Source organism: Streptococcus mitis (genome assembly GCF_003944325.1).
In the GTDB taxonomy this organism is placed as follows: Bacteria; Bacillota; Bacilli; order Lactobacillales; family Streptococcaceae; genus Streptococcus; species Streptococcus mitis_CW.
On sequence record NZ_RJPX01000023.1, the window covers coordinates 15,152 to 37,168 of the forward strand.

Below are 22,017 nucleotides of genomic sequence, written 5' to 3' on the forward strand. Positions count from 1 at the left end.
TCATAAATGTAACAGATGACTGTTACTAGAAAGAAAACAGAGGACATTAACATGGTTGTTAAAACAGTTGTTGAAGCACAAGATATTTTTGATAAAGCTTGGGAAGGCTTCAAAGGCGTAGATTGGAAAGAAAAAGCAAGTGTATCACGCTTCGTACAAGCAAACTACACACCTTACGATGGAGACGAAAGCTTCCTTGCAGGACCAACAGAACGTTCACTTCACATCAAAAAAATTGTAGAAGAAACTAAGGCTCACTACGAAGAAACTCGTTTCCCAATGGACACTCGTCCAACATCTATCGCTGACATCCCAGCAGGATTTATCGATAAAGAAAACGAAGTTATCTATGGTATCCAAAATGATGAACTCTTCAAATTGAACTTCATGCCAAGAGGTGGTATCCGTATGGCTGAAACTACTTTGAAAGAAAATGGATACGAACCAGACCCAGCTGTTCATGAAATCTTCACTAAATACGTAACAACAGTTAACGACGGTATCTTCCGCGCTTACACTTCAAATATCCGTCGTGCTCGTCACGCTCACACTGTAACTGGTCTTCCAGATGCATACTCACGCGGACGTATCATCGGTGTTTACGCACGTCTTGCTCTTTACGGTGCAGACTACTTGATGCAAGAAAAAGTAAACGACTGGAATGCAATTGAAGAAATCGATGAAGAAACAATCCGTCTTCGTGAAGAAATCAACCTTCAATACCAAGCATTGCAACAAGTTGTTCGCTTGGGTGACCTTTACGGTGTTGACGTTCGCAAACCAGCGATGAACACTAAAGAAGCTATCCAATGGGTTAACATTGCCTTCATGGCTGTCTGCCGTGTGATCAACGGTGCTGCTACATCTCTTGGACGTGTGCCAATCGTATTGGATATCTTTGCAGAACGTGACCTTGCTCGTGGTACATTTACTGAATCAGAAATCCAAGAATTCGTTGATGATTTCGTTATGAAACTTCGTACAGTTAAATTTGCTCGTACAAAAGCTTATGACCAATTGTACTCAGGTGACCCAACATTCATCACAACTTCTATGGCTGGTATGGGTAACGACGGTCGTCACCGTGTTACTAAGATGGACTACCGTTTCTTGAATACTCTTGACAATATCGGTAACTCTCCAGAACCAAACTTGACAGTTCTTTGGACTGACAAATTGCCATACAACTTCCGTCGCTACTGTATGCACATGAGCCACAAACACTCTTCTATCCAATACGAAGGTGTAACAACAATGGCCAAAGACGGATATGGTGAAATGAGCTGTATCTCATGCTGTGTGTCTCCACTTGACCCAGAAAATGAAGAACAACGCCACAACATCCAGTACTTCGGTGCGCGTGTAAACGTTTTGAAAGCCCTTCTTACTGGTTTGAACGGTGGTTACGACGATGTTCACAAAGACTACAAAGTATTTGACATCGAACCAATCCGTGATGAAGTTCTTGAATTCGAATCAGTTAAAGCTAACTTTGAAAAATCTCTTGACTGGTTGACTGACACTTACGTAGATGCTTTGAACATCATCCACTACATGACTGATAAGTACAACTACGAAGCTGTTCAAATGGCCTTCTTACCAACTAAACAACGCGCTAACATGGGATTCGGTATCTGTGGATTTGCGAACACTGTTGATACATTGTCAGCTATCAAATACGCTACAGTTAAACCAATCCGTGATGAAAATGGCTACATCTACGATTATGAAACAATCGGTGAATACCCACGTTGGGGTGAAGATGACCCACGTTCAAACGAATTGGCAGAATGGTTGATCGAAGCTTACACAACTCGTCTACGTAGCCACAAACTTTACAAAGACGCAGAAGCTACTGTATCACTTTTGACAATCACATCTAACGTTGCTTACTCTAAACAAACTGGTAACTCACCAGTCCACAAAGGTGTATACCTCAACGAAGATGGTTCTGTGAACTTGTCTAAACTTGAATTCTTCTCACCAGGTGCTAACCCATCTAACAAAGCTAAAGGTGGCTGGTTGCAAAACTTGAACTCACTTTCTAGCCTTGACTTTAGTTATGCGGCTGACGGTATCTCATTGACTACACAAGTTTCACCTCGTGCTCTTGGTAAGACTCGTGACGAACAAGTTGATAACTTGGTAACAATCCTTGATGGTTACTTCGAAAACGGTGGACAACACGTTAACTTGAACGTTATGGACTTGAACGATGTTTACGAAAAGATCATGTCAGGTGAAGACGTTATCGTACGTATCTCTGGATACTGTGTAAACACTAAATACCTCACTCCAGAACAAAAAACTGAATTGACACAACGTGTCTTCCACGAAGTTCTTTCAATGGATGATGCCTTGGATGCATTGAGCTAATCAAGTTCTTGAATAATGAAAAGGAACCCTCGGTCAGTCGACTGAGGGTTTTTGGGGCTCTTAAATTCTTTAATACTCAATAAAAATCAAAGAGCAAACTAGGAAGCTAGCCGCAGGTTGCTCAAAACACTGTTTTGAGGTTGCAGATAGAGCTGACGCGGTTTGAAGAGATTTTCGAAGAGTATAAGTCATTCTCTGAAGTGTCTCACTTGGTTTAAAAAGAGTTGGTTGAGTTGAGGAAGTAGTCTGAAATAAAAACACCACACTTTGTATGGAACAAGGTGTGGTTGTATTTTATCTCTTAGACCAAGTTCTCTTCATAAAGAGAAGTAGGATTGGGTAAATCTCTAATCGACCTGCAATCATTGCAAAGGAGAGGAGAATTTTTGAGATGGGACTAAAGATTGAGAAACTAGAAGTGGTTCCTAGAATAGGTCCTATATTATTGAAACAGCTAAAGACAGCGCTAGTCACAACTAGAAAATCATTGCTATCTAGGCTGACAATAAAGATAAGCGCTAGCAAAATCATAGCATAGATGACAAAGTACTTGAGAATTTTATGCTGGGTATCTTTGTCAATCACGGTTTTATTAACATGGAGGGTCAAAACACGGTGGGGTGATAGGATTGATAAAATCTGATTTTTAGCAATTTTTGAAAGGATGAGGCCTCGAATAACCTTGAGTCCACCTGCGGTTGATCCAGCAGAACCACCAATTCCCATGAGGAAGAGAAGGATAAACTGGGAGAAGAGGGGCCAGTTGGTAATATCTCCGTAACCAAAACCAGTCGTCGTAATGATGTTGGAAACCTGGAAGAAGGCCATTTCAAAGCTCTTAGAAAGTCCTGGGTAGAGATAGAGAGTATTGAGGCTAATCAAGCCTGTAGAAACCAGTACGATGACCAAGTAAGCCCGAAGTTCTTCGTCTCCAAAGAAGGCCTTAATGCGACGGAGCATGAGGTAGTAGTAGAGATTGAAGTTTACCCCAAAAACCAGAACTCCGATACTAACCAGATAGGTAATCAGTGAGCTACCATAGTGGGCAATCCCGTCGTTATAGACGGTAAAGCCCCCAGTTCCCGCTGTCCCCATAGCAATGACAAAACTATCAAATAGGGGCATGCCAGCTAGATAATAGATGATGACAAAGAGGGAGAAGAGAGCTAGATAAAGGAGATAGAGAATCTGGGCAGTATTTTTTAGTTTGGATACAACCTTACCGAAAACAGGACCTGGAACCTCAGCCTTCATTACCTCTAGGTGGCTATTCTTGGCATTATCCATAATAGCAAGTGCAAAAACAAGTACTCCCATCCCTCCAATCAAGTGGGTAAAACTTCTCCAAAATAGGAGGGAACGGCTGAGGACCGAAACGTCGTTTAGAATAGTTGCTCCAGTAGTTGTAAAGCCAGAACTAATCTCAAAAAAGGCATCAATAATGCTGGGAATTTGCCCTGCAAAGACAAAGGGGAGACCGCCAAAGAAAGACCAGAGGATCCAACAGAGGGCAACAATCAAGATTCCCTCCTTGGCATAAATCCGTTGATTTTTTGGCTTTTGTAAAATTCCTGAACCGCCTAGTAATACGAGAATGCCAATCGTTGTAAAGAGGGCTGTAAAGACTTGGCTTGATTCACGGTAATAGATAGCAACAGCCACAGGAACCAAAAGAAGAATAGCTTCAATCAAAAGCAACTTTGAAAGGAGGTAACGAATCATACTTTTATTCATCTCTTACCTCGCGATTAAGTCATAAATCTTGGTGATGTTTGGCAATAGGGTAGTTACTAAGAGCTTATCTCCAACTTCCAGCATCTCCTCTCCAGTAGGGAAAATAGTCTTGCCTTTTCGAATGATAGCTGCAATAAGAACCCCTTTTTTCAATTTCAGTTGAGAAAGAGGTTTGGCAGTCATTTTATTGGCTTCCTTGATATGGAATTGCAGGGTTTCGATTTGGCCATTGGCTAGATGGTGCATGGCTTGAAGGTCTGAGTACTGGGCATTAACACGGCCACGAATAAAGTGCATGATTGTATCTACAGCGATGATTTTCGGAGTGATAATGCTTGAGAAATCAGGCGCATGAATAATTTCAAGGAGACTAGTTCTGTTAACCTTGCTAATATTTTTTTGCACCCCAACACTATCCAGGAACATAGAAGTAATAATATTCTCTTCGTCAACTCCTGTTAGGGTTGCTACTGCATCATAGTTTTGAGCACTTTCTTCTAGTAAGATATCTTTTGCGGTACCATCTCCTTGGACAATATAGAGATTAGGGAATTTCTCACTAAAGAAACGTGCTCTTTCAGGATTAATCTCGATGACTTTGGTATCAATACGACTGTCTTTGAGGATACCTAGTAGATAATAGGCAATTCTACCTGCTCCAACGATGAGAAGGCTCTTCACAGCACGAGATTTGAAATAATTATGGAAGAGCATCATATCAACACGGTTACCAGTGACAAAGATTCTATCTTTATCCTGTATGGTCATGTCACCACTTGGGATGATAATTTGATGATCTCTTTCTATCGCACAAACAATGACATTGCCGAATTTTTTCCGAAAATCAGAAATGGGCATTTGGCAAAGACCGCTAGTGGATTTGACAATAAATTCCATGAGACTAACGCGTCCACCAGCAAAGCGTTCGACAGATAGGGCGTTGGGGAAGTCAATGATATTGGCGATAGCGCGGGCAGCCAAGAGCTCAGGATTTACGATAAGAGAAAAGCCGAGAATATTCTTTTCTTTGAAATAAGAGTTAGAGTATTCAGGATTTCGCACCCGAACGATGGTTTCTTTAGCCCCCATTTTTTTGGCTAGAACGGCTGCAATCATGTTCACTTCATCGTATTCAGTCAAGGCGATAAAGATATCACAATCCTGAACACTGGCTTGCTCAAGGATGGTGAAATCGGCCCCGTTACCAAGGATACCCATGATATCAAAGCGATTAACAATATGATTGAGAACAGCTTCGTCTTGCTCAATCAGCAAAACATCATGCTTTTCTGCAACCAGGGAGCGACAGAGAGCAAAACCAACTTTTCCCCCTCCGACAAGGATAATTTTCATAACAAAACCTACTTTTTCATGATGTAACTATCATACCTTTTTTCAAGAAAAAATGCACCTACTAGCTAATCACCAGAGTTTTTAGTAGGAAATTTGCTATAAGGTAAAACTATACCCTAATCAATTGAAATAGTTATTAGCATCTTTCTCTGAAATATGGTATGATAAAGGATATACAAGGAGATAAAATGAATAATAATTTACTGGTATTATAATCAGACTTTGGTCTGCTTGATGGTGCGGTATCGGCTATGATTGGAGTGGCTTTAGAAGAGTCTCCAACCATAAAAATTCATCACTTGACGCACGATATTACGCCTTATAGTATTTTTGAGGGGAGCTATCGTCTCTTTCAGACGGTGAATTACTGGCCTGAGGGAGCGACATTTGTATCGGTGGTCGATTCAGGTGTCGGCTCGAAACGTAAGAGTGTGGTTGCCAAGACTGCAAAAAATCAATACATTGTCACTCCAGATAATGGTACGCTTTCTTTTATCAAGAAACACGTTGGCATTGTAGCTATTCGTGAGATTTCTGAAGTGGCCAATAGACGTCAAAATACAGAGCATTCTTATACCTTCCACGGTCGTGATGTCTATGCCTATACTGGTGCTAAATTGGCCAGTGGTCACATTACTTTTGAGGAAGTGGGGCCTGAGCTCAGTGTGGATCAGATTGTAGAGCTTCCAGTCGTAGAGACCATCATAGAAGATTATCTAGTGAAGGGAGCTATTGATATTCTGGATGTGCGTTTTGGTTCGTTTTGGACCTCTATCATGCTGATATGCTGGTCTATCAAAATCGGGTTGTTTATGGCAAATCATTTGCAGATGTGAGAATTGGGCAACCCATCCTTTACATCAACTCTCTCTATCGTTTAGGTCTGGCTATCAACCAAGGTTCCTTTGCCAAGGCCTATAATGTGGGTGTCGGTTCATCTTGGACCATTGAAATAAAGAAAATAGAATCATAAAATAGGAGAATATAGATGAAAAATCAATCAATTAAACAAGTTGTTGCTATCGGTGTTGGAGCTGCGCTCTTTGTTGTCATCGGGATGATCAGCATTCCGACACCTGTTCCAAATACAAGCATCCAGCTTCAGTATGCGGTACAGAGCCTCTTGTCTATCATTTTTGGCCCTCTAGTGGGATTACTTGTTGGTTTAATTGGGCATGCAGTGAAGGACTCTCTTGCTGGCTACGGTCTTTGGTGGACTTGGATTATTGCTAGTGGTCTCTTTGGTCTAGCCGTCGGACTCTTTAGAAAATACATTCGAGTAACACAGGGTGTTTTTGAGTTGAAGGATATTGTCTTCTTTAACCTCATTCAGATTGTTGCAAATGCTCTTGTTTGGGGTGTCTTGGCACCACTTGGAGATGTCGTTATTTATCAAGAAGCAGCTGAAAAAGTATTTGCTCAAGGGATTGTTGCAGGTATTGCAAACGCTGTGACTATTGCTATCGCAGGAACTCTTCTTTTGATAGCTTATTCGCGTACACAGACTCGTTCAGGAAGCTTGAAAAAGGATTAACATAAGGGAAAAGGCTGGGCAACCAGTCTTTTTCGATGTTTATAGACTAGTCAGGTAACCAGTCTAGGCTAGGAATCTTGTTGGTGCTAAGTTTTTAGGAGAAGAGTCTGCAAGAAGGGGTTAATTTATGATAAAATAGAAGTCTAATACTCTGCGAAAATCTCTTCAAACCGCGTCAGCTCTATCTGCGACCTCAAAACAGTGTTTTGAGCAACCTACGGCTAGCTTCCTGGTTTGCTCTTTGATTTTCATTGAGTAGAAGAAGCGAATGAAGAGAGTAAGATGAAAGAAGCTATAATTGAGTGGAAGGATTTCTCTTTCCAGTATGAAACGCAACAAGAACCAACCTTGCAAGGGGTGGACTTGACCATTTATAAGGGAGAGAAAGTCTTAATTGTTGGGCCATCTGGGTCAGGTAAGTCTACTTTGGGTCAATGTTTGAATGGGATTATTCCCAATATTTACAAGGGGCAGACGTCTGGAGAATTTTTGATCAAGGGGCAAGCAGCCTTTGATATGAGCATTTATGATAAATCTCATCTGGTCAGCACAGTTTTGCAGGATACAGATGGGCAGTTTATCGGCCTGTCTGTGGCAGAGGATTTGGCTTTTGCTCTGGAAAATGATGTGACAGCTCTAGAAGAGATGAAAGGTCGTGTTCATAAATGGGCTGAAAAGCTGGACCTTCTTTCTTTACTGAATCAGCGCCCTCAGGATTTGTCAGGTGGACAAAAGCAGCGAGTTAGTCTAGCTGGTGTTTTGATTGATGAGAGTCCGATTCTCTTGTTTGATGAGCCACTCGCCAATCTCGATCCCAAGTCAGGTCAGGATATTATCGAACTGATTGACCAGATTCATAAGGAAGAGGGGACGACGACCCTTATTATTGAGCACCGTTTGGAGGATGTTCTGCATCGCCCTGTGGATCGGATTGTCTTGATAAACGATGGTCGTATCCTCTTTAATGGGAGCCCTGACCAGCTACTGGCGACTGATTTATTGACCCAAAATGGAATCCGAGAACCTCTTTATCTTACCACTCTCCGTCAATTGGGTGTGGATTTAGCCAAGGAAGAACAGTTAGCAAATCTGGATAACTTGTCTATCTCGAAAGGACAGGTTCAGTTACAGACTGAACTGGCAAAAGAAGCTCCAGCTTTGCAGTCACTCTTTAGACTAGAGGATGTGTCTTTTTCTTATGATGATAGACTGATTTTAAAATCCCTACATTTGGATATTAAAAAGGGCGAAAAGATTGCCATTGTTGGGAAAAATGGAGCAGGGAAGTCAACTCTAGCCAAGGCCTTAAGTAGCTTTATTCAGACGGAAGGTCGCTATCTTTGGGAAGGACAGGATATAAAAGGAGATTCTGTTGCAGAGCGGGCGGAACGAGTAGGCTATGTGCTGCAAAATCCCAATCAAATGATTTCAACCAATATGATTTTTGATGAGGTGGCTCTAGGACTTCGTTTGCGAGGTGTGGATGAGAAGGAAATTGAAACGAGAGTCTATGAAACCTTGAAAATCTGTGGGCTTTACGAATTCCGTAATTGGCCCATTTCTGCCCTGTCATTTGGGCAGAAAAAGCGTGTCACCATTGCATCGATTTTGGTTTTAGGAGCTGAAATTATCCTCTTAGATGAACCGACTGCAGGTCAAGACCAGAAGAACTATACTGAGATTATGGAATTTCTCGAAGAACTGCATCAAAAAGGGCATACCATTGTCATGATTACCCATGATATGCAATTGATGCTGGATTATTCGGATCGGGCTCTTGTCATGGTGGATGGAGAATTGATTGCCGATATTGATCCAGCCAGTCTTTTGAGTAATCCTGAGCTGTTAATAAAAGCCAATCTAAAAGAAACTTCAATCTTCAACTTGGCTAAGAAACTCGACGTGGATCCACTTGCTTTAACGGCATTTTACAAGGAAAGGAGAGAAGGATGCAAGCTAAATTAATCGGTTACCAGCATAGAGATACTGTGATTCATCGCTTGTCAGGAGCTGGAAAACTTCTCTTTTTCATCCTTGTGTCGTTGGCGGCCATGATTAGCTATGATACCAGACTGCTTGTTCTGATTGCCATCTTTTCGGTCTTTCTCCTCTATTTGTCAGAAATCCGTTTTAAAGATGTTTCCTTTGTAGCCGTTTTTGCGACGGTATTTGCCGTTTTAAACGTCTTGATGGTCTATCTCTTTTCTCCCGAGTATGGGGTTGGACTTTACGGAGAGAGAAGTGTGATTTGGCAGGGAATCGGTGCCTACACTCTGACCAGTCAAGAACTCTTTTATCTGCTAAATTTGGCCATTAAGTACCATTGCACCATTCCTCTGGCTATTATCTTTTTGATGACAACCCACCCTAGTCAGTTTGCTTCCAGTTTAAATCAAATTGGTGTGCCTTACAAGATTGCCTATTCAGTCAGCCTGACTTTGCGCTATATTCCAGATTTGCAGGAAGAATTCTTTACTATCAAGATGTCTCAGGAGGCGCGTGGGATGGAATTATCCAAGAAAGCTTCTCTTATGCAACGAATCAAAGGCAATCTGCGCATTGTTACTCCCTTGATTTTTAGCTCGCTAGAACGCATTGATACCATCGCGACCGCCATGGAGCTTCGACGCTTTGGGAAAGAGAAAAAACGCACTTGGTACAGTTATAAGGCCTTGAAAAAAGGAGATTATATTACCTTGCTTTTGGCAGCTGTGTTTTTAGTAGCTAGTTTATTACTTATCTTGCAGAATCAGGGACGATTTTACAACCCTTGGAAATAGCTTGAAAAAATTGAAAAAATCAAGTCGTTTCTATTGACAATGATTCTGAAAGTGTTATACTAAGAAAGTAGTTTCGCTGATTTACTTCAAACCTGTTGTGAGGTAAGTTAACGATGCCTTAACCACGCTGTTTGCTGAGCTTGACTCCGGGCAGTGTGGCTATTTTTTTGCAATGGTGAAAGGAAGCAAGTCATGACAAATCACATTGTATTATTTGAACCACAAATTCCACAAAATACAGGCAATATCGCGCGTACTTGCGCTGCGACCAATTCTCCCCTCCACATCATCAAGCCAATGGGCTTTCCTATCGATGACCGCAAGATGAAGAGAGCTGGATTGGATTATTGGGATAAGCTAGAGATTTATTTTTACGAGAGTTTGGAGGATTTCATGTCTCAGATGAAGGGCAAACTCTATCTGATCTCGAAATTCGCTGAGAAAGTGTATTCTGAGGTGGATTTATCGACTGACGAAGACCATTATTTTCTATTTGGACGTGAAGACAAGGGCTTGCCTGAGGACTTTATGCGAGAACATCCTGAGAAAGCTCTCCGTATTCCTATGAATGATGAACATGTCCGCAGTCTCAATGTGTCTAATACCGTCTGCATGATTGTCTATGAGGCTCTCCGCCAGCAGAACTTTGCAGGTCTTGAGCTTGTTCACACCTATGAAGTGGATAAATTGAAATAAAAAATGAAAATGAAAATGAACAAAATGCTTGCGCTTGCAAGCGTTTTTTGTTATGATAAAAGAGTCTTCAGGGCAGGGTGTGATTCCCGACCGGCGGTGACTTTAACTAGGAAATGATCTTTTCCTTTTATACTTTGTTGACAAGCTTTGCCTAACCAGAAGTTATGCCTACAGCTTGTCGCCTAGTCTAAAAGAAAAATCTCTATTTCCTTCTCTTTAAAGAAGTCCGCGAGCGCAAGCTGATGTGGTGAGATTCCACAACCGACAGTATAGTCTGGATGGGAGAAGACGAAAGAATAGTTTTGTCTGTTCTGATAGATTTATAGCTAGACTGTAACCGCTTGCTTTGGTTTGCTTTGATAGAGTGAGAGGGAACTTTTGGGATATAAAAAGTGAGAATAGATAGAGGAATCCTTTCTAACTTCTTCTGATTTTATAGAAAATTGGAGGAACCTGTTATGACAAACACACGTCGACTTTCGACCATTGCGATTCTATCAGCCATCTCATTTGTGCTGATGTACTTTGACTTTCCGCTTTTGCCAGCGGCGTCCTTCCTAAAGATCGAATTTAGTATCTTGCCAGTCCTTGTGGGCTTGGTGGTCATGGATTTGCCTGCTGCTCTAGGAGTTCTCTTGCTTCGCTCACTCTTGAAGTTGCTTCTTAACAGCCAGGGAGTGAATACTTACATTGGTTTGCCAATGAATATCGTAGCTTTGGGAGTTTTTGTCATCGTATTTGCTTTGATTTGGAAAAAGGAACGGACAACCCTTCGTTTCCTACTAGGCTCTCTAGTTGGAACTATTGGCTTGACCGTGGCTATGTTGGTTCTCAACTATGTTTACGCTGTTCCTTTGTACGCTAAGTTTGCTAACTTTGATATTGGAAAAATTTTGGGACTTTCCAACTACCTAATGACCATGGTATTACCTTTTAATTTGATTGAGGGTGTTATCTTTGCCGTTTCATTCTGGTTGTTGTATGTTCTCTTGAAACCAACCTTAAAACATTATGAAAGATAAACAAACATTTTTGATGAAGGGCAGTTTTGCCCTTTTACTTTTCGTTATTCTTGGCTATATGGTCAAATTTTATCCTGAAATGTTAGTTGATTTTGACCAATCGATTCAGACTACCGTTCGAGGAGACTTGCCAGATTACTTGACGATTCTTTTCAGAGGTATCACACGCCTGATTGATATTCCAGTGATTATCACTTGGGTTGTCATTACATCCTTTGTCTTTTATCGTAAGCGGTGGAAGATTGAAAGCCTACTTATGCTGGGGAATTTGGCTTTGGCTGGTCTTTTAATCGTGACCTTTAAAAATATCTACCAGCGCCCACGACCAGCTATTTTACACTTGGTTGAGGAGAAGGGATTTTCCTTCCCAAGCGGCCATTCTCTGGCTGTAACCTTGCTGGTCGGTTCTCTGATTGTCATTCTCAGTCAACGGATTAAAAATCCAGTCTGGAGAAAAATCGTGCAAATCGTCCTTGCTCTCTATCTAGTCAGTGTGTTGGTATCAAGGGTCTATCTGGGAGTTCATTACCCATCAGATGTCCTTGCCAGTCTCTGTGTGGGCTTGGGAGTCCTGTTTATCGAATTTCCCTTCTATGACAAGCTCCGCTTCCAATGGAGATTTAAAGGCAAGCAGAAGTGATGGAAAAGATAAAAAATTGTACAAATACAAATAGAACCATATGAAATATATACTTGAAACATGTTTTTGAGTTTGATATATTTTAATAAATAAAGCAAGGAGGAAGAAAGTGTGGGTATGTTATTAGCGACACGCTTAAAAAATAAAAGAAAGGAATTAAAATTATCTCAAAAAGAATTAGCTGAGGGGATTTGTGAGCAAGGGCAGATTAGCCGTATGGAGCAAGGTAAATACTCACCTGGGTCAGAATTACTCTTTCAACTATCTAAGCGATTGAAGGTGAGCATGGATTATTTCTTTGAAGATACTGAGGTTTCTAGTTTAGAAAATATTGATAAGTTTAAAGAACTATCTAAGAAATTTTTGGATGAGAGGGAATATGAATCTCTCCATTATATCTATGAACTGGAAAAATCTAAACGTGCTCGTCTATCTGCTAAAGACCAGATTTATTTGGACTGGATTGATACATTAGTTCAATTCCGTTATCTAAATCATCAAACAGAGGCAGTTGCGAAACTGGAAAAAATATTGTTATCTCTGAAAAAATCTGATTTTTACTATCTACAACTGGGAAATACCTTGGCTAATTTTTATTTTGATATGGGGCAGGAAGACACATATCAGGAACTCTATCAACTTTTAAAAGAGAACCTCCAGTCACTATCTGTTCATCATTTGGAACAGTTAGAATTGATGATTAAATTCCGATATAACTATTGTAGATATTTGTGGTTGAATGAACGAACATCTGAAGCTATAGAAGAAATTACAGAAACAATAGCTATTTGTAAAAGGTATAATAGTAGTTATCGATTAGCAGATTTGTATTGTTTATTGGGAAATATAAGCGTTGGATTTGCTGAAAGGGATAGGATACTAGGTTTTTATCAAGTATCTTATCAGCTTTACAAGCACGAAGAGAAGCAGAGAATGATGCTAGAAATTGAGAAGGAAATGAAATTATTGGAAAGTGAAGATTAAGAAAAAGATTTGTATTTTTAGATAACTTAAATTCATATTTCAAAAAAAATAAGAAAACACCATAAAAATTATTGACAAAGTAAAATTGATATGTTAGAATATCATCATTAGTTTTTGATTTTGGTATTGGAACTTTGGGGATATATTGGGCGTTGTTAGGATTTCAATTTCCTTTTGAGCTGAAGAAGGAGGCAATCCAATGAATACTTTTCTGACCAATAAAAATTATCGAATGTTGCTGATTAATCAATGGGTTTCGTCATTTGGTGATACGCTGTTTTATATTTCCTTTATTTCTTATGTATCTGGCTATCAATTTGCTTCATTAGCTGTTCTTTGTATAACAGTTTCGGAGACTTTGCCGCAGATTTCTCAGTTGTTCACAGGCGTTATTGCCGATTTTCAAAAAAATCGTGTTGCAAAATATATTGCTATATTGGCAAGTAAGTTTCTGCTTTATACTCTATTGACACTGTTTGTAACGGATAAGAACTTTTCTATGGGGATGGTTTTTCTTATTTGTGGCATCAATCTTTTATCAGATACCATGAGTTATTTTGCAGGTGCTATGATTTCTCCTTTGTATGTGAGGATTATAGGAGATGATATGACAGATGCTATGGGGTTTAGACAGGCAACTGCTGGTGTAGTTAATATTCTTAGCAACCTTATAGGGGGAGTTTTGATTGGGGTCATCAGTCTTCAGATGTTTGTGGGTTTGAATGCTTTGACCTTTCTTTTTGCACTGTTGGGTGTGGTGTTTATTCGTACTTCTTTGAGAGATATTGAGGGACAGATGGAGGTTAGTAAAAGATTAACCGCAAAATCTTTTGGAGAGCATTTCCTCTATTCTATGAAGATATTGGCAAGTTTTCCAGCCATCATCAAATTAATATTCATTGCAGCTATGAACCAAGTGATTTTAAGCATTATTACCCCTTTAACGACTTTGATGTTAATCCATCATCCATTTATCTTCTTTGATACTGGGAAATCCATTGCAGCATTGTCAGTGGTTATTTTTTCAGGAACGATTGTGGGAAGTTTTTTGAGTGGAGGTATCTTAAAAAATATTCCCATAAAAATGATTGTCTACTTTGAAGAAATTATGCATCTCTGTATTCTCTTTTCTTGGTTGACCAATCATTTCCTTCTTTTATTGGTGGTTGTCTTCTTATGCGCAGTTGCAGTAGGAATGATGGGACCTCGGATTTTCAACCTTGTATTCTCGATGGTTCCAGAAGAAGTCATGGGAACCATCCAGTCAGTGCTTGGAGTATTCAATGTTGTTGTACCAGGAATTCTTAGCATGCTCATCGTTGCCTTAGCGAGTGCTACAAACCTAAAAATCACAGTGCTTCCACTTTTTATTTTTGTATTGACTGCCTTAGCAATTGTGAAAGCAATGAAAATAGAGTAATAGTAGTATGAACTACTGTCTCTTTTTGGGTGGGAGTTCACTATCCATCAGATGTTCTTGCCAGTCTCTGTGTGGGCTTGGGAGTCCTGTTTATCGAATTTCCCTTCTATGACAAGCTCCGCTTCCAATGGCGATTTAAAGGCAAGCAGAAATGAGTATCAAAATCTCTTGAGGAGAAAGAAATGAAAGTCAATATAAAAGATCTTCATCCAACTCAACTATACTTATCAGAAAAGAAACTAGAAGGTATTCAGAGGCTTTACCAGTCGGCAGAAACAATCCAAGTCGATCCAATCAGTATTCTTGCGTTCGGAGATTGCTTGTTGATTACAGATGGGCATCACAGGGCTTATCAGGCTTTATTGGCAGGTCGGGATACGATTTCTGCTGAGTTTGATAGAGACGGCGGTGATGAACTATATCATCTCTATGCGCAAGCTTGTGAGGAAAGAAAGATTTACTCTGTTCTGGATTTAAAAAATCATATCTTACCTCAAGATGAGTATGAAGCAAAATGGTATAACTGGTGTGAGGGTTTTAATCAAGCAGCAACTCTCTTATTGAAAGGGAAAGTAGATGAAAGAGATCTTACAAATAGATGATGCACTGCGTCTTGTTCCTTATTATCAGGTCAATCATTGTGAGGAAGCTTTGGCTTGGTATCAGGATGTGAACTTGGTTTACCTCGTAGATGGTGTGAAGAGACCTTACAGTCCAGCGACCTTGGAAGCTATGTATTCCTATTTGGATAAGCATGGAGAGCTTTTTTGGATTGAAGTCAAGGAGAAGGGAGAATGGTTTCCAATTGGGGATGTTACACTATCTCAGGATAATCTTCCCATTGTGATTGGGAATCCCGCTTATCAACATCTAGGGCTTGGGAAAAAGATTCTAAGTACTTTGATTGAATTGGCTCGAGTAAAAGGATGGAAAGAATTGAAAGTCAAGGAAATCTATACCTACAATCATGCTTCTAGGAGGTGTTTCAAGTCGCTTGGATTTGTGGAAGATGGAGCAACAGAAAAAGGAACGAGTTTTATATTGAAATTAGTCTAATCTAACTTGTTTTTTAACTAAAAATCTGATAAACTATGTAGTAATTGAATAGAAATCCGCAAGACTAGTAACTCAAGGGAAGTATATCAGGGAGGAGAGCCGTGACTGCAAGCTCTCTATATGAAAGCTGGGTGAATTCACTTGCTCATGGATTTAGAAATGAAGGTCTGACTTGTCAGATAAAAACGGATGGTACCGCGTGTCAACGCTCCGAGTGGAGTTTTTGGCATGTGGTTTTCTTTTTATCTACGAGAGACTGATGGAGGAATTATGTCAACTATTGAAGAACAATTAAAAGTGCTTCGCGAAGAAACGCTGGCTAGCTTAAAGCAGATTACTGCTGAAAATGAAAAAGAGATGCAAGATTTGCGTGTCTCAGTCCTTGGGAAAAAGGGTTCACTTACTGAAATCCTCAAAGGGATGAAAGATGTTTCTGCTGAGATGCGTCCAATCATTGGGAAACACGTCAATGAAGCTCGTGATGTCTTGACAGCTGCTTTTGAAGAAACAGCTAAGCTCTTGGAAGAAAAGAAAGTCGCGGCTCAACTGGCTAGCGAGAGCATTGATGTGACACTTCCAGGTCGTCCAGTTGCGACTGGTCACCGTCACGTTTTGACACAAACCAGTGAGGAAATCGAAGATATCTTCATCGGTATGGGTTACCAAGTCGTGGATGGTTTTGAAGTGGAGCAAGACTACTATAACTTTGAACGTATGAACCTTCCAAAAGACCACCCAGCTCGTGATATGCAGGACACATTCTATATCACAGAAGAGATCTTGCTCCGTACTCATACATCTCCTGTACAGGCGCGTGCTATGGATGCCCATGATTTTTCAAAAGGTCCTTTGAAGATGATTTCGCCAGGGCGTGTCTTCCGTCGTGACACAGACGATGCGACCCACAGTCACCAGTTCCACCAAATTGAAGGCTTGGTTGTTGGGAAGAACATTTCTATGGCAGATCTTCAAGGAACCCTTCAGTTGATTGTGCAAAAAATGTTCGGTGAAGAGCGTCAGATTCGTCTGCGTCCATCTTACTTCCCATTCACAGAGCCATCTGTTGAGGTGGATGTTTCTTGCTTCAAGTGTGGTGGAGAAGGCTGTAACGTATGTAAGAAAACAGGTTGGATTGAAATTATGGGGGCCGGTATGGTTCACCCACGTGTCCTTGAAATGAGTGGTATCGATGCGACTGTTTACTCTGGCTTTGCCTTTGGTCTTGGTCAAGAGCGTGTAGCTATGCTCCGTTACGGAATCAATGATATCCGTGGCTTCTACCAAGGAGATGTCCGCTTCTCAGAACAGTTTAAATAAGGTTGAAACCTGAAATACAGTCCTAGTCATTTTTTCTCTATAGAGAATGGTAAGGACTGACTCGAAGAAAAAGAAAGGAATTGAAAAGGTCACACTTGGTGGAACCTTACAATCAGAATTATGCTTGTATCTTATAAATGGTTAAAAGAATTGGTGGACATTGATGTGCCATCACAAGAGTTGGCTGAAAAAATGTCAACTACAGGGATCGAGGTAGAAGGTGTCGAATCACCTGCTGCTGGTCTCTCAAAAATTGTCGTCGGTGAGGTCTTGTCTTGCGAAGATGTGCCAGAAACTCACCTCCATGTTTGTCAGGTTAACGTTGGCGAAGAAGAAGCTCGTCAAATCGTTTGTGGTGCACCGAATGTGCGTGCTGGGATCAAGGTCATGGTGGCACTTCCAGGAGCTCGCATCGCTGACAACTACAAAATCAAAAAAGGGAAAATCCGTGGTTTAGAGTCACTTGGAATGATCTGTTCACTTGGTGAATTGGGTATTTCTGACTCAGTTGTGCCTAAGGAATTCTCAGATGGTATCCAAATCTTGCCAGAAAATGCCCTTCCTGGGGATGAAGTCTTCTCATATCTAGACTTGGATGATGAAATTATCGAACTTTCCATCACCCCTAACCGTGCGGACGCTCTTTCTATGCGTGGAGTGGCTCATGAAGTGGCAGCCATCTATGACAAGGCAGTCAACTTTAAAGAATTTACTCTAACAGAAACAAATGAAAGTGCAGCAGATGCCCTTTCTGTAGGTATTGAAACAGACAAGGCACCTTACTATGCGGCTCGTATCTTGGACAATGTGACTATCGCACCAAGTCCACAATGGTTGCAAAATCTCCTCATGAACGAAGGTATCCGTCCAATCAATAACGTGGTGGACGTGACCAACTACATCCTGCTCTACTTTGGTCAACCAATGCACGCCTTTGACTTGGATACCTTTGAAGGGACTGACATCCGTGTGCGTGAAGCGCGTGCTGGTGAAAAATTGGTGACTTTAGATGGTGAAGAACGTGACTTGGACGTGAATGACTTAGTTATCACTGTCGCAGACAAGCCAGTAGCTCTTGCAGGTGTTATGGGTGGTCAAGCAACAGAAATCTCTGAAAAATCTAGTCGTGTTGTCCTTGAAGCTGCTGTTTTCAATGGCAAATCTATCCGTAAGACAAGTGGTCGCCTCAACCTTCGTTCAGAATCGTCTTCTCGCTTTGAAAAAGGCATCAATGTGGCAACTGTTAACGAAGCCCTTGATGCTGCGGCTAGCATGATTGCAGAACTTGCAGGTGCGACGGTGCGTAAAGGTATCGTTTCAGCGGGTGAGCTTGATACCTCTGATGTGGAAGTTTCTTCAACTCTTGCTGATGTTAACCGTGTCCTCGGAACTGATCTTTCTTATGCTGATGTCGAAGATGTCTTCCGTCGTCTTGGCTTTGGCCTTTCTGGAAATGCAGATAGCTTTACAGTCAGCGTCCCACGTCGCCGTTGGGATATCACAATCGAGGCAGACCTCTTTGAAGAAATCGCTCGTATCTATGGTTATGACCGCTTGCCAACCAGCCTTCCAAAAGATGATGGGACAGCTGGTGAATTGACAGCCACACAAAAACTCCGTCGTCAAGTTCGTACGATTGCTGAAGGGGCAGGTTTGACAGAAATCATTACCTACGCTCTGACAACGCCTGAAAAAGCAGTTGAGTTTACGACTCAACCAAGTAACCTTACTGAACTTATGTGGCCAATGACTGTGGATCGTTCTGTCCTCCGTCAAAATATGATCTCAGGTATCCTAGATACAGTTGCTTACAATGTGGCTCGTAAGAACAAAAACTTGGCCCTTTACGAGATTGGAAAAGTCTTTGAACAAACTGGTAATCCAAAAGAAGAACTTCCAAATGAGATTAATAGCTTTGCCTTTGCCTTGACAGGCTTGGTTGCTGAAAAAGATTTCCAAACAGTAGCAGTTCCAGTTGATTTCTTCTATGCTAAGGGAATACTTGAAGCCCTATTTACTCGCTTGGGACTAGAAGTGACCTATACAGCTACAGCTGAAATTGCAAGCCTCCACCCAGGACGTACAGCTATGATTTCACTTGGTGACCAAGTTCTTGGTTTCCTTGGTCAAGTACACCCAGTCACTGCTAAGGCCTACGATATTCCAGAAACGTATGTGGCTGAGTTCAACCTTTCAGCCATCGAAGCTGCCCTTCAACCAGCTGCTCCATTTGTGGAAATCACGAAATTCCCAGCAGTCAGCCGTGACGTGGCTCTACTCCTCAAGGCAGAAGTGACTCACCAAGAAGTTATGGACGCTATCCAAGCTGCAGGCGTGAAACGTTTGACAGATATCAAACTCTTTGACGTCTTCTCAGGCGAAAAATTGGGACTTGGTATGAAGTCAATGGCTTATAGCTTGACTTTCCAAAATCCAGAAGATAGCTTAACGGACGAAGAAGTCACACGCTACATGGAAAAAATCCAAGCGTCTCTTGAAGAAAAAGTCAATGCAGAAGTGCGTTAAAATATCAATCCATCCTCCGGGGTGGATTTTTTCTTTTCACATAACAATTCAGGATCAAAAATAGACAGTTGAGGAACAGAGAAGATAAATTGGAGTTTACCAGTGTATAATGGATTTATCACTAAAAACGCTCCAGGTCATATTTTACATAGCATTAGTCTTATAAAAATGGACGGAAAGTATTGTAAAGGCTATCAAAAAGGAGTATAATGAGTGCAAGACATTTCGGAGGTGAAAGATGCTAGAAGTAAGAAGTCTAGAGAAAAGTTTTGGATCCAAGCAAGTTTTGTTTGGTATTAACTTTCAAGCGCGACCAGGTCGTATTTTAGGACTAGTCGGGAAAAATGGTGCTGGGAAAACAACGATTTTCCACAGTATTTTGAAGTTTTTAGAATATCAAGGAGAAATCAGTCTAGATGGTCAGAATATTCGTCAAGAGACCTACGCTCGGATTGGCTATCTGCCTGAAGAACGCAGTCTCATGCCCAAATTGACAGTCCTTGAACAAGTTCGCTATTTGGCGACTCTAAAAGGCATGGATGCCAAGGAGGTCAAGGAAAAACTCCCTCAATGGATGAAGAGGTTGGAAGTGAAAGGGAAGCTGACAGATAAAATCAAGAGTCTGTCAAAAGGAAATCAGCAGAAGATTCAGCTCATTATTACTCTGATTCATGAGCCAGACTTGATTATCTTGGATGAGCCTTTCAGTGGATTGGACCCAGTCAATACAGAATTGCTCAAGCAAGTTATTTTTCAAGAAAAAGAACGTGGGGCAAGCATTATCTTTTCTGACCATGTCATGACCAACGTCGAGGAGCTTTGTGACGATATTCTCATGATTCGAGATGGCCGTGTGGTCTTGCATGGACCAGTTCAGGATGTTCGCAATCAATACGGGAAAACGCGTCTCTTTGTTTCAAGTGAACGAAGCAAGGAAGAATTGGAGAATCTTCCTCATGTTAAACAGGTGAGTTTGACCAAACAAGGTAGTTGGAAATTAATCTTGGAGGATGAGAGCGCTGGAAGAGAACTCTTCCCAATCTTGACTCAGGGGCAATATATCGCAACCTTTGATCAACAAGCGCCAACAATTGATGAAATCTTTAAACTAGAATCAGGGGTGGAAGTATGAGAAATATGTGGGTTGTAATGAAGGAAACCTATCTTCGACATGTCAAATCGTGGAGTTTCTTCTTTATGGTGATTTCACCATTCCTCTTTTTAGGAATGTCTGTAGGAATTGCTTATCTCCAAGGCTCTTCAATGGCTAAAAATGATAAAGTGGCAGTAGTGACAACAGTGCCATCTGTGGAAGATGGGCTTAAGGATACCAACGGTATCAACTTTGATTATCAGGATGAAGCCAGTGCCCAAGCTGCTATCAAAGATGAGAAAATCAAGGGTTACCTAACCATTGACCAAGAGGACAGCGTCCTCAAGGCCGTCTATCATGGTGAAACTTCCCTTGAGATTGCTATTAAGCTAGGAGTAACGAGTAAGTTAAATGATCTTCAAGGTCAACTCAATCGTTCGGCAGCTAATTTGTCACAAGAGCAGGAAAAACGCTTGGAGCAAACAGTTAACTTTACGGAGAAAATTGATGAATCCAAGGAAAATAAAAAAATGATTCAAACCTTTGCGGCCGCAGGGCTTGGTTTCTTCCTTTATATGATTTTGATTACCTATGCTAGTGTCACTGCTCAGGAAGTGGCTAGCGAGAAAGGAACCAAAATTATGGAGGTTGTCTTCTCTAGTATCCGAGCTAGTCATTATTTCTACGCTCGCATGCTGGCTCTGCTTCTTGTGATTTTGACCCATATTGGCATTTACGTCGTGGGTGGACTTGCTGCCATTCTTCTCTTTAAAGACCTACCAATCTTGGCACAATCTGGTATTTTAAACCATATAGGAGAGGCTTTCTCGCTCAACACCTTATTGTTTGTCTTGGTTAGCCTCTTTATGTACGTTGTTTTAGCAGCCTTCCTAGGTTCTATGGTTTCTCGTCCTGAGGATGCAGGAAAAGCCTTGTCGCCTTTGATGATTTTGATTATAGGTGGTTTTTTTGGAGTGACAGCTCTAGGTGCAGCTGGTGACAATCTCATCTTGAAGATTGGTTCATATATTCCCTTTATTTCGACCTTCTTCATGCCATTTAGAGCTATTAATGGCTATGCAGGGGGAGTAGAAGCATGGATTTCGCTTGCTATTACAGTGATTTTTGCAGTGGTAGCAACAGGATTTATCGGACGTATGTATGCTAGCCTCGTTCTGCAAACGGATGATTTAGGGATTTGGAAAACCTTTAGACGTGCCTTATCTTATAAATAGAAGAACCTCGCGAAAGCGAGGTTTTTTAGGTACGACGGGCATGTCGTACATCTGAGGTGTAAGTCCTCCGTGGGCACCCGCTACCGGTGAACCCAATAGCGATTCCCAAGCCTGACTATCGTGAGGTAGCGGGGAGAGGAAGGGATAGCGAAATCGTGGCTCTACGAACAGGAACGTGATAGTAAGGCGTATATAGCGGATAAGGGGGCCTAAAACTCTAAAGTCCAAAAAGGTAGTCGTAACCTATATGC

At 41.2% G+C, this 22,017-nt stretch carries 17 protein-coding genes, 2 pseudogenes and 1 riboswitch; of the genes and pseudogenes, 17 read left to right on the forward strand and 2 right to left on the reverse strand.

Going from position 1 to position 22,017, the window contains the following annotated elements; translation table 11 throughout:
* Nucleotides 1–51 precede the first annotated feature (51 nt).
* A complete protein-coding gene (gene pflB, locus D8787_RS07435) occupies nt 52–2,376 on the forward strand; it encodes a formate C-acetyltransferase (protein WP_125422357.1) in 2,325 nt (774 codons plus the stop codon).
* Nucleotides 2,377–2,670: 294 nt separating this feature from the next.
* On the opposite strand, the gene D8787_RS07445 is transcribed toward pflB, so the two are convergent.
* Nucleotides 2,671–4,110, reverse strand: coding sequence for a TrkH family potassium uptake protein (locus D8787_RS07445; RefSeq protein WP_125422360.1), 1,440 nt, complete (start codon nt 4,108–4,110; stop codon nt 2,671–2,673).
* A 3-nt stretch (nt 4,111–4,113) separates the two neighbouring features.
* On the reverse strand, nt 4,114–5,463 hold the full coding sequence (gene trkA, locus D8787_RS07450) for a Trk system potassium transporter TrkA (protein ID WP_125422363.1): 1,350 nt from the start codon (nt 5,461–5,463) through the stop codon (nt 4,114–4,116).
* Nucleotides 5,464–5,714: 251 nt separating this feature from the next.
* Here trkA and D8787_RS07455 point away from each other — a divergent pair.
* The 16 genes and pseudogenes from D8787_RS07455 (at nt 5,715) to D8787_RS07535 (ending at nt 21,766) form a co-directional block, all read left to right on the forward strand.
* Nucleotides 5,715–6,436, forward strand: a pseudogene (locus D8787_RS07455) (SAM hydrolase/SAM-dependent halogenase family protein).
* Nucleotides 6,437–6,451: 15 nt separating this feature from the next.
* Entirely contained in the window at nt 6,452–6,997 is a 546-nt protein-coding gene (locus tag D8787_RS07460) for an ECF-type riboflavin transporter substrate-binding protein (protein WP_042901648.1), read from the forward strand.
* A gap of 282 nt (nt 6,998–7,279) precedes the next feature.
* Complete coding sequence (locus D8787_RS07470; protein WP_125422365.1) at nt 7,280–8,962, forward strand: ABC transporter ATP-binding protein; 1,683 nt, start codon at nt 7,280–7,282, stop codon at nt 8,960–8,962.
* A complete protein-coding gene (locus D8787_RS07475) occupies nt 8,947–9,777 on the forward strand; it encodes an energy-coupling factor transporter transmembrane component T family protein (protein ID WP_125422368.1) in 831 nt (276 codons plus the stop codon). The genes D8787_RS07470 and D8787_RS07475 overlap by 16 nt, the downstream gene beginning before the upstream one ends.
* A 192-nt stretch (nt 9,778–9,969) precedes the next feature.
* Nucleotides 9,970–10,473: a tRNA (cytidine(34)-2'-O)-methyltransferase gene (locus D8787_RS07480; protein ID WP_000181388.1), complete on the forward strand. Its 504-nt coding sequence runs from the start codon at nt 9,970–9,972 to the stop codon at nt 10,471–10,473.
* Between the two features lie 59 nt (nt 10,474–10,532).
* Nucleotides 10,533–10,767, forward strand: a riboswitch (FMN riboswitch).
* A gap of 164 nt (nt 10,768–10,931) precedes the next feature.
* A complete protein-coding gene (locus tag D8787_RS07485) occupies nt 10,932–11,495 on the forward strand; it encodes an ECF transporter S component (protein WP_125422371.1) in 564 nt (187 codons plus the stop codon).
* Complete coding sequence (locus D8787_RS07490; RefSeq protein WP_125422375.1) at nt 11,485–12,135, forward strand: phosphatase PAP2 family protein; 651 nt, start codon at nt 11,485–11,487, stop codon at nt 12,133–12,135. The genes D8787_RS07485 and D8787_RS07490 overlap by 11 nt, the downstream gene beginning before the upstream one ends.
* Nucleotides 12,136–12,246: 111 nt before the next feature.
* Nucleotides 12,247–13,119 (forward strand): helix-turn-helix domain-containing protein, encoded by an 873-nt coding sequence (locus D8787_RS07495; protein WP_102210602.1) that lies wholly within the window; start codon nt 12,247–12,249, stop codon nt 13,117–13,119.
* Between the two features lie 199 nt (nt 13,120–13,318).
* Nucleotides 13,319–14,539 (forward strand): MFS transporter, encoded by a 1,221-nt coding sequence (locus D8787_RS07500; protein WP_125422379.1) that lies wholly within the window; start codon nt 13,319–13,321, stop codon nt 14,537–14,539.
* A gap of 26 nt (nt 14,540–14,565) precedes the next feature.
* Nucleotides 14,566–14,694, forward strand: a pseudogene (locus tag D8787_RS07505) (phosphatase PAP2 family protein); the annotation flags it as partial.
* 27 nt (nt 14,695–14,721) lie between these two features.
* Nucleotides 14,722–15,141 (forward strand): chromosome partitioning protein ParB, encoded by a 420-nt coding sequence (locus tag D8787_RS07510; protein WP_125422382.1) that lies wholly within the window; start codon nt 14,722–14,724, stop codon nt 15,139–15,141.
* Between the two features lie 4 nt (nt 15,142–15,145).
* Nucleotides 15,146–15,595, forward strand: coding sequence for a GNAT family N-acetyltransferase (locus D8787_RS07515; RefSeq protein ID WP_185776777.1), 450 nt, complete (start codon nt 15,146–15,148; stop codon nt 15,593–15,595).
* Nucleotides 15,596–15,865: 270 nt separating this feature from the next.
* The gene (gene pheS, locus D8787_RS07520) at nt 15,866–16,912 is read left to right on the forward strand and encodes a phenylalanine--tRNA ligase subunit alpha (protein WP_125422388.1); all 1,047 of its coding nucleotides are present in this window, start codon (nt 15,866–15,868) and stop codon (nt 16,910–16,912) included.
* A gap of 120 nt (nt 16,913–17,032) precedes the next feature.
* Nucleotides 17,033–19,438, forward strand: a complete 2,406-nt coding sequence (gene pheT / locus D8787_RS07525) for a phenylalanine--tRNA ligase subunit beta (RefSeq protein WP_125422391.1) — start codon at nt 17,033–17,035, stop codon at nt 19,436–19,438.
* 238 nt (nt 19,439–19,676) lie between these two features.
* Nucleotides 19,677–20,570: an ABC transporter ATP-binding protein gene (locus tag D8787_RS07530; RefSeq protein ID WP_125422394.1), complete on the forward strand. Its 894-nt coding sequence runs from the start codon at nt 19,677–19,679 to the stop codon at nt 20,568–20,570.
* Nucleotides 20,567–21,766: an ABC transporter permease gene (locus tag D8787_RS07535; RefSeq protein ID WP_125422397.1), complete on the forward strand. Its 1,200-nt coding sequence runs from the start codon at nt 20,567–20,569 to the stop codon at nt 21,764–21,766. The genes D8787_RS07530 and D8787_RS07535 overlap by 4 nt, the downstream gene beginning before the upstream one ends.
* The last annotated feature ends 251 nt before the right edge of the window (nt 21,767–22,017 follow it).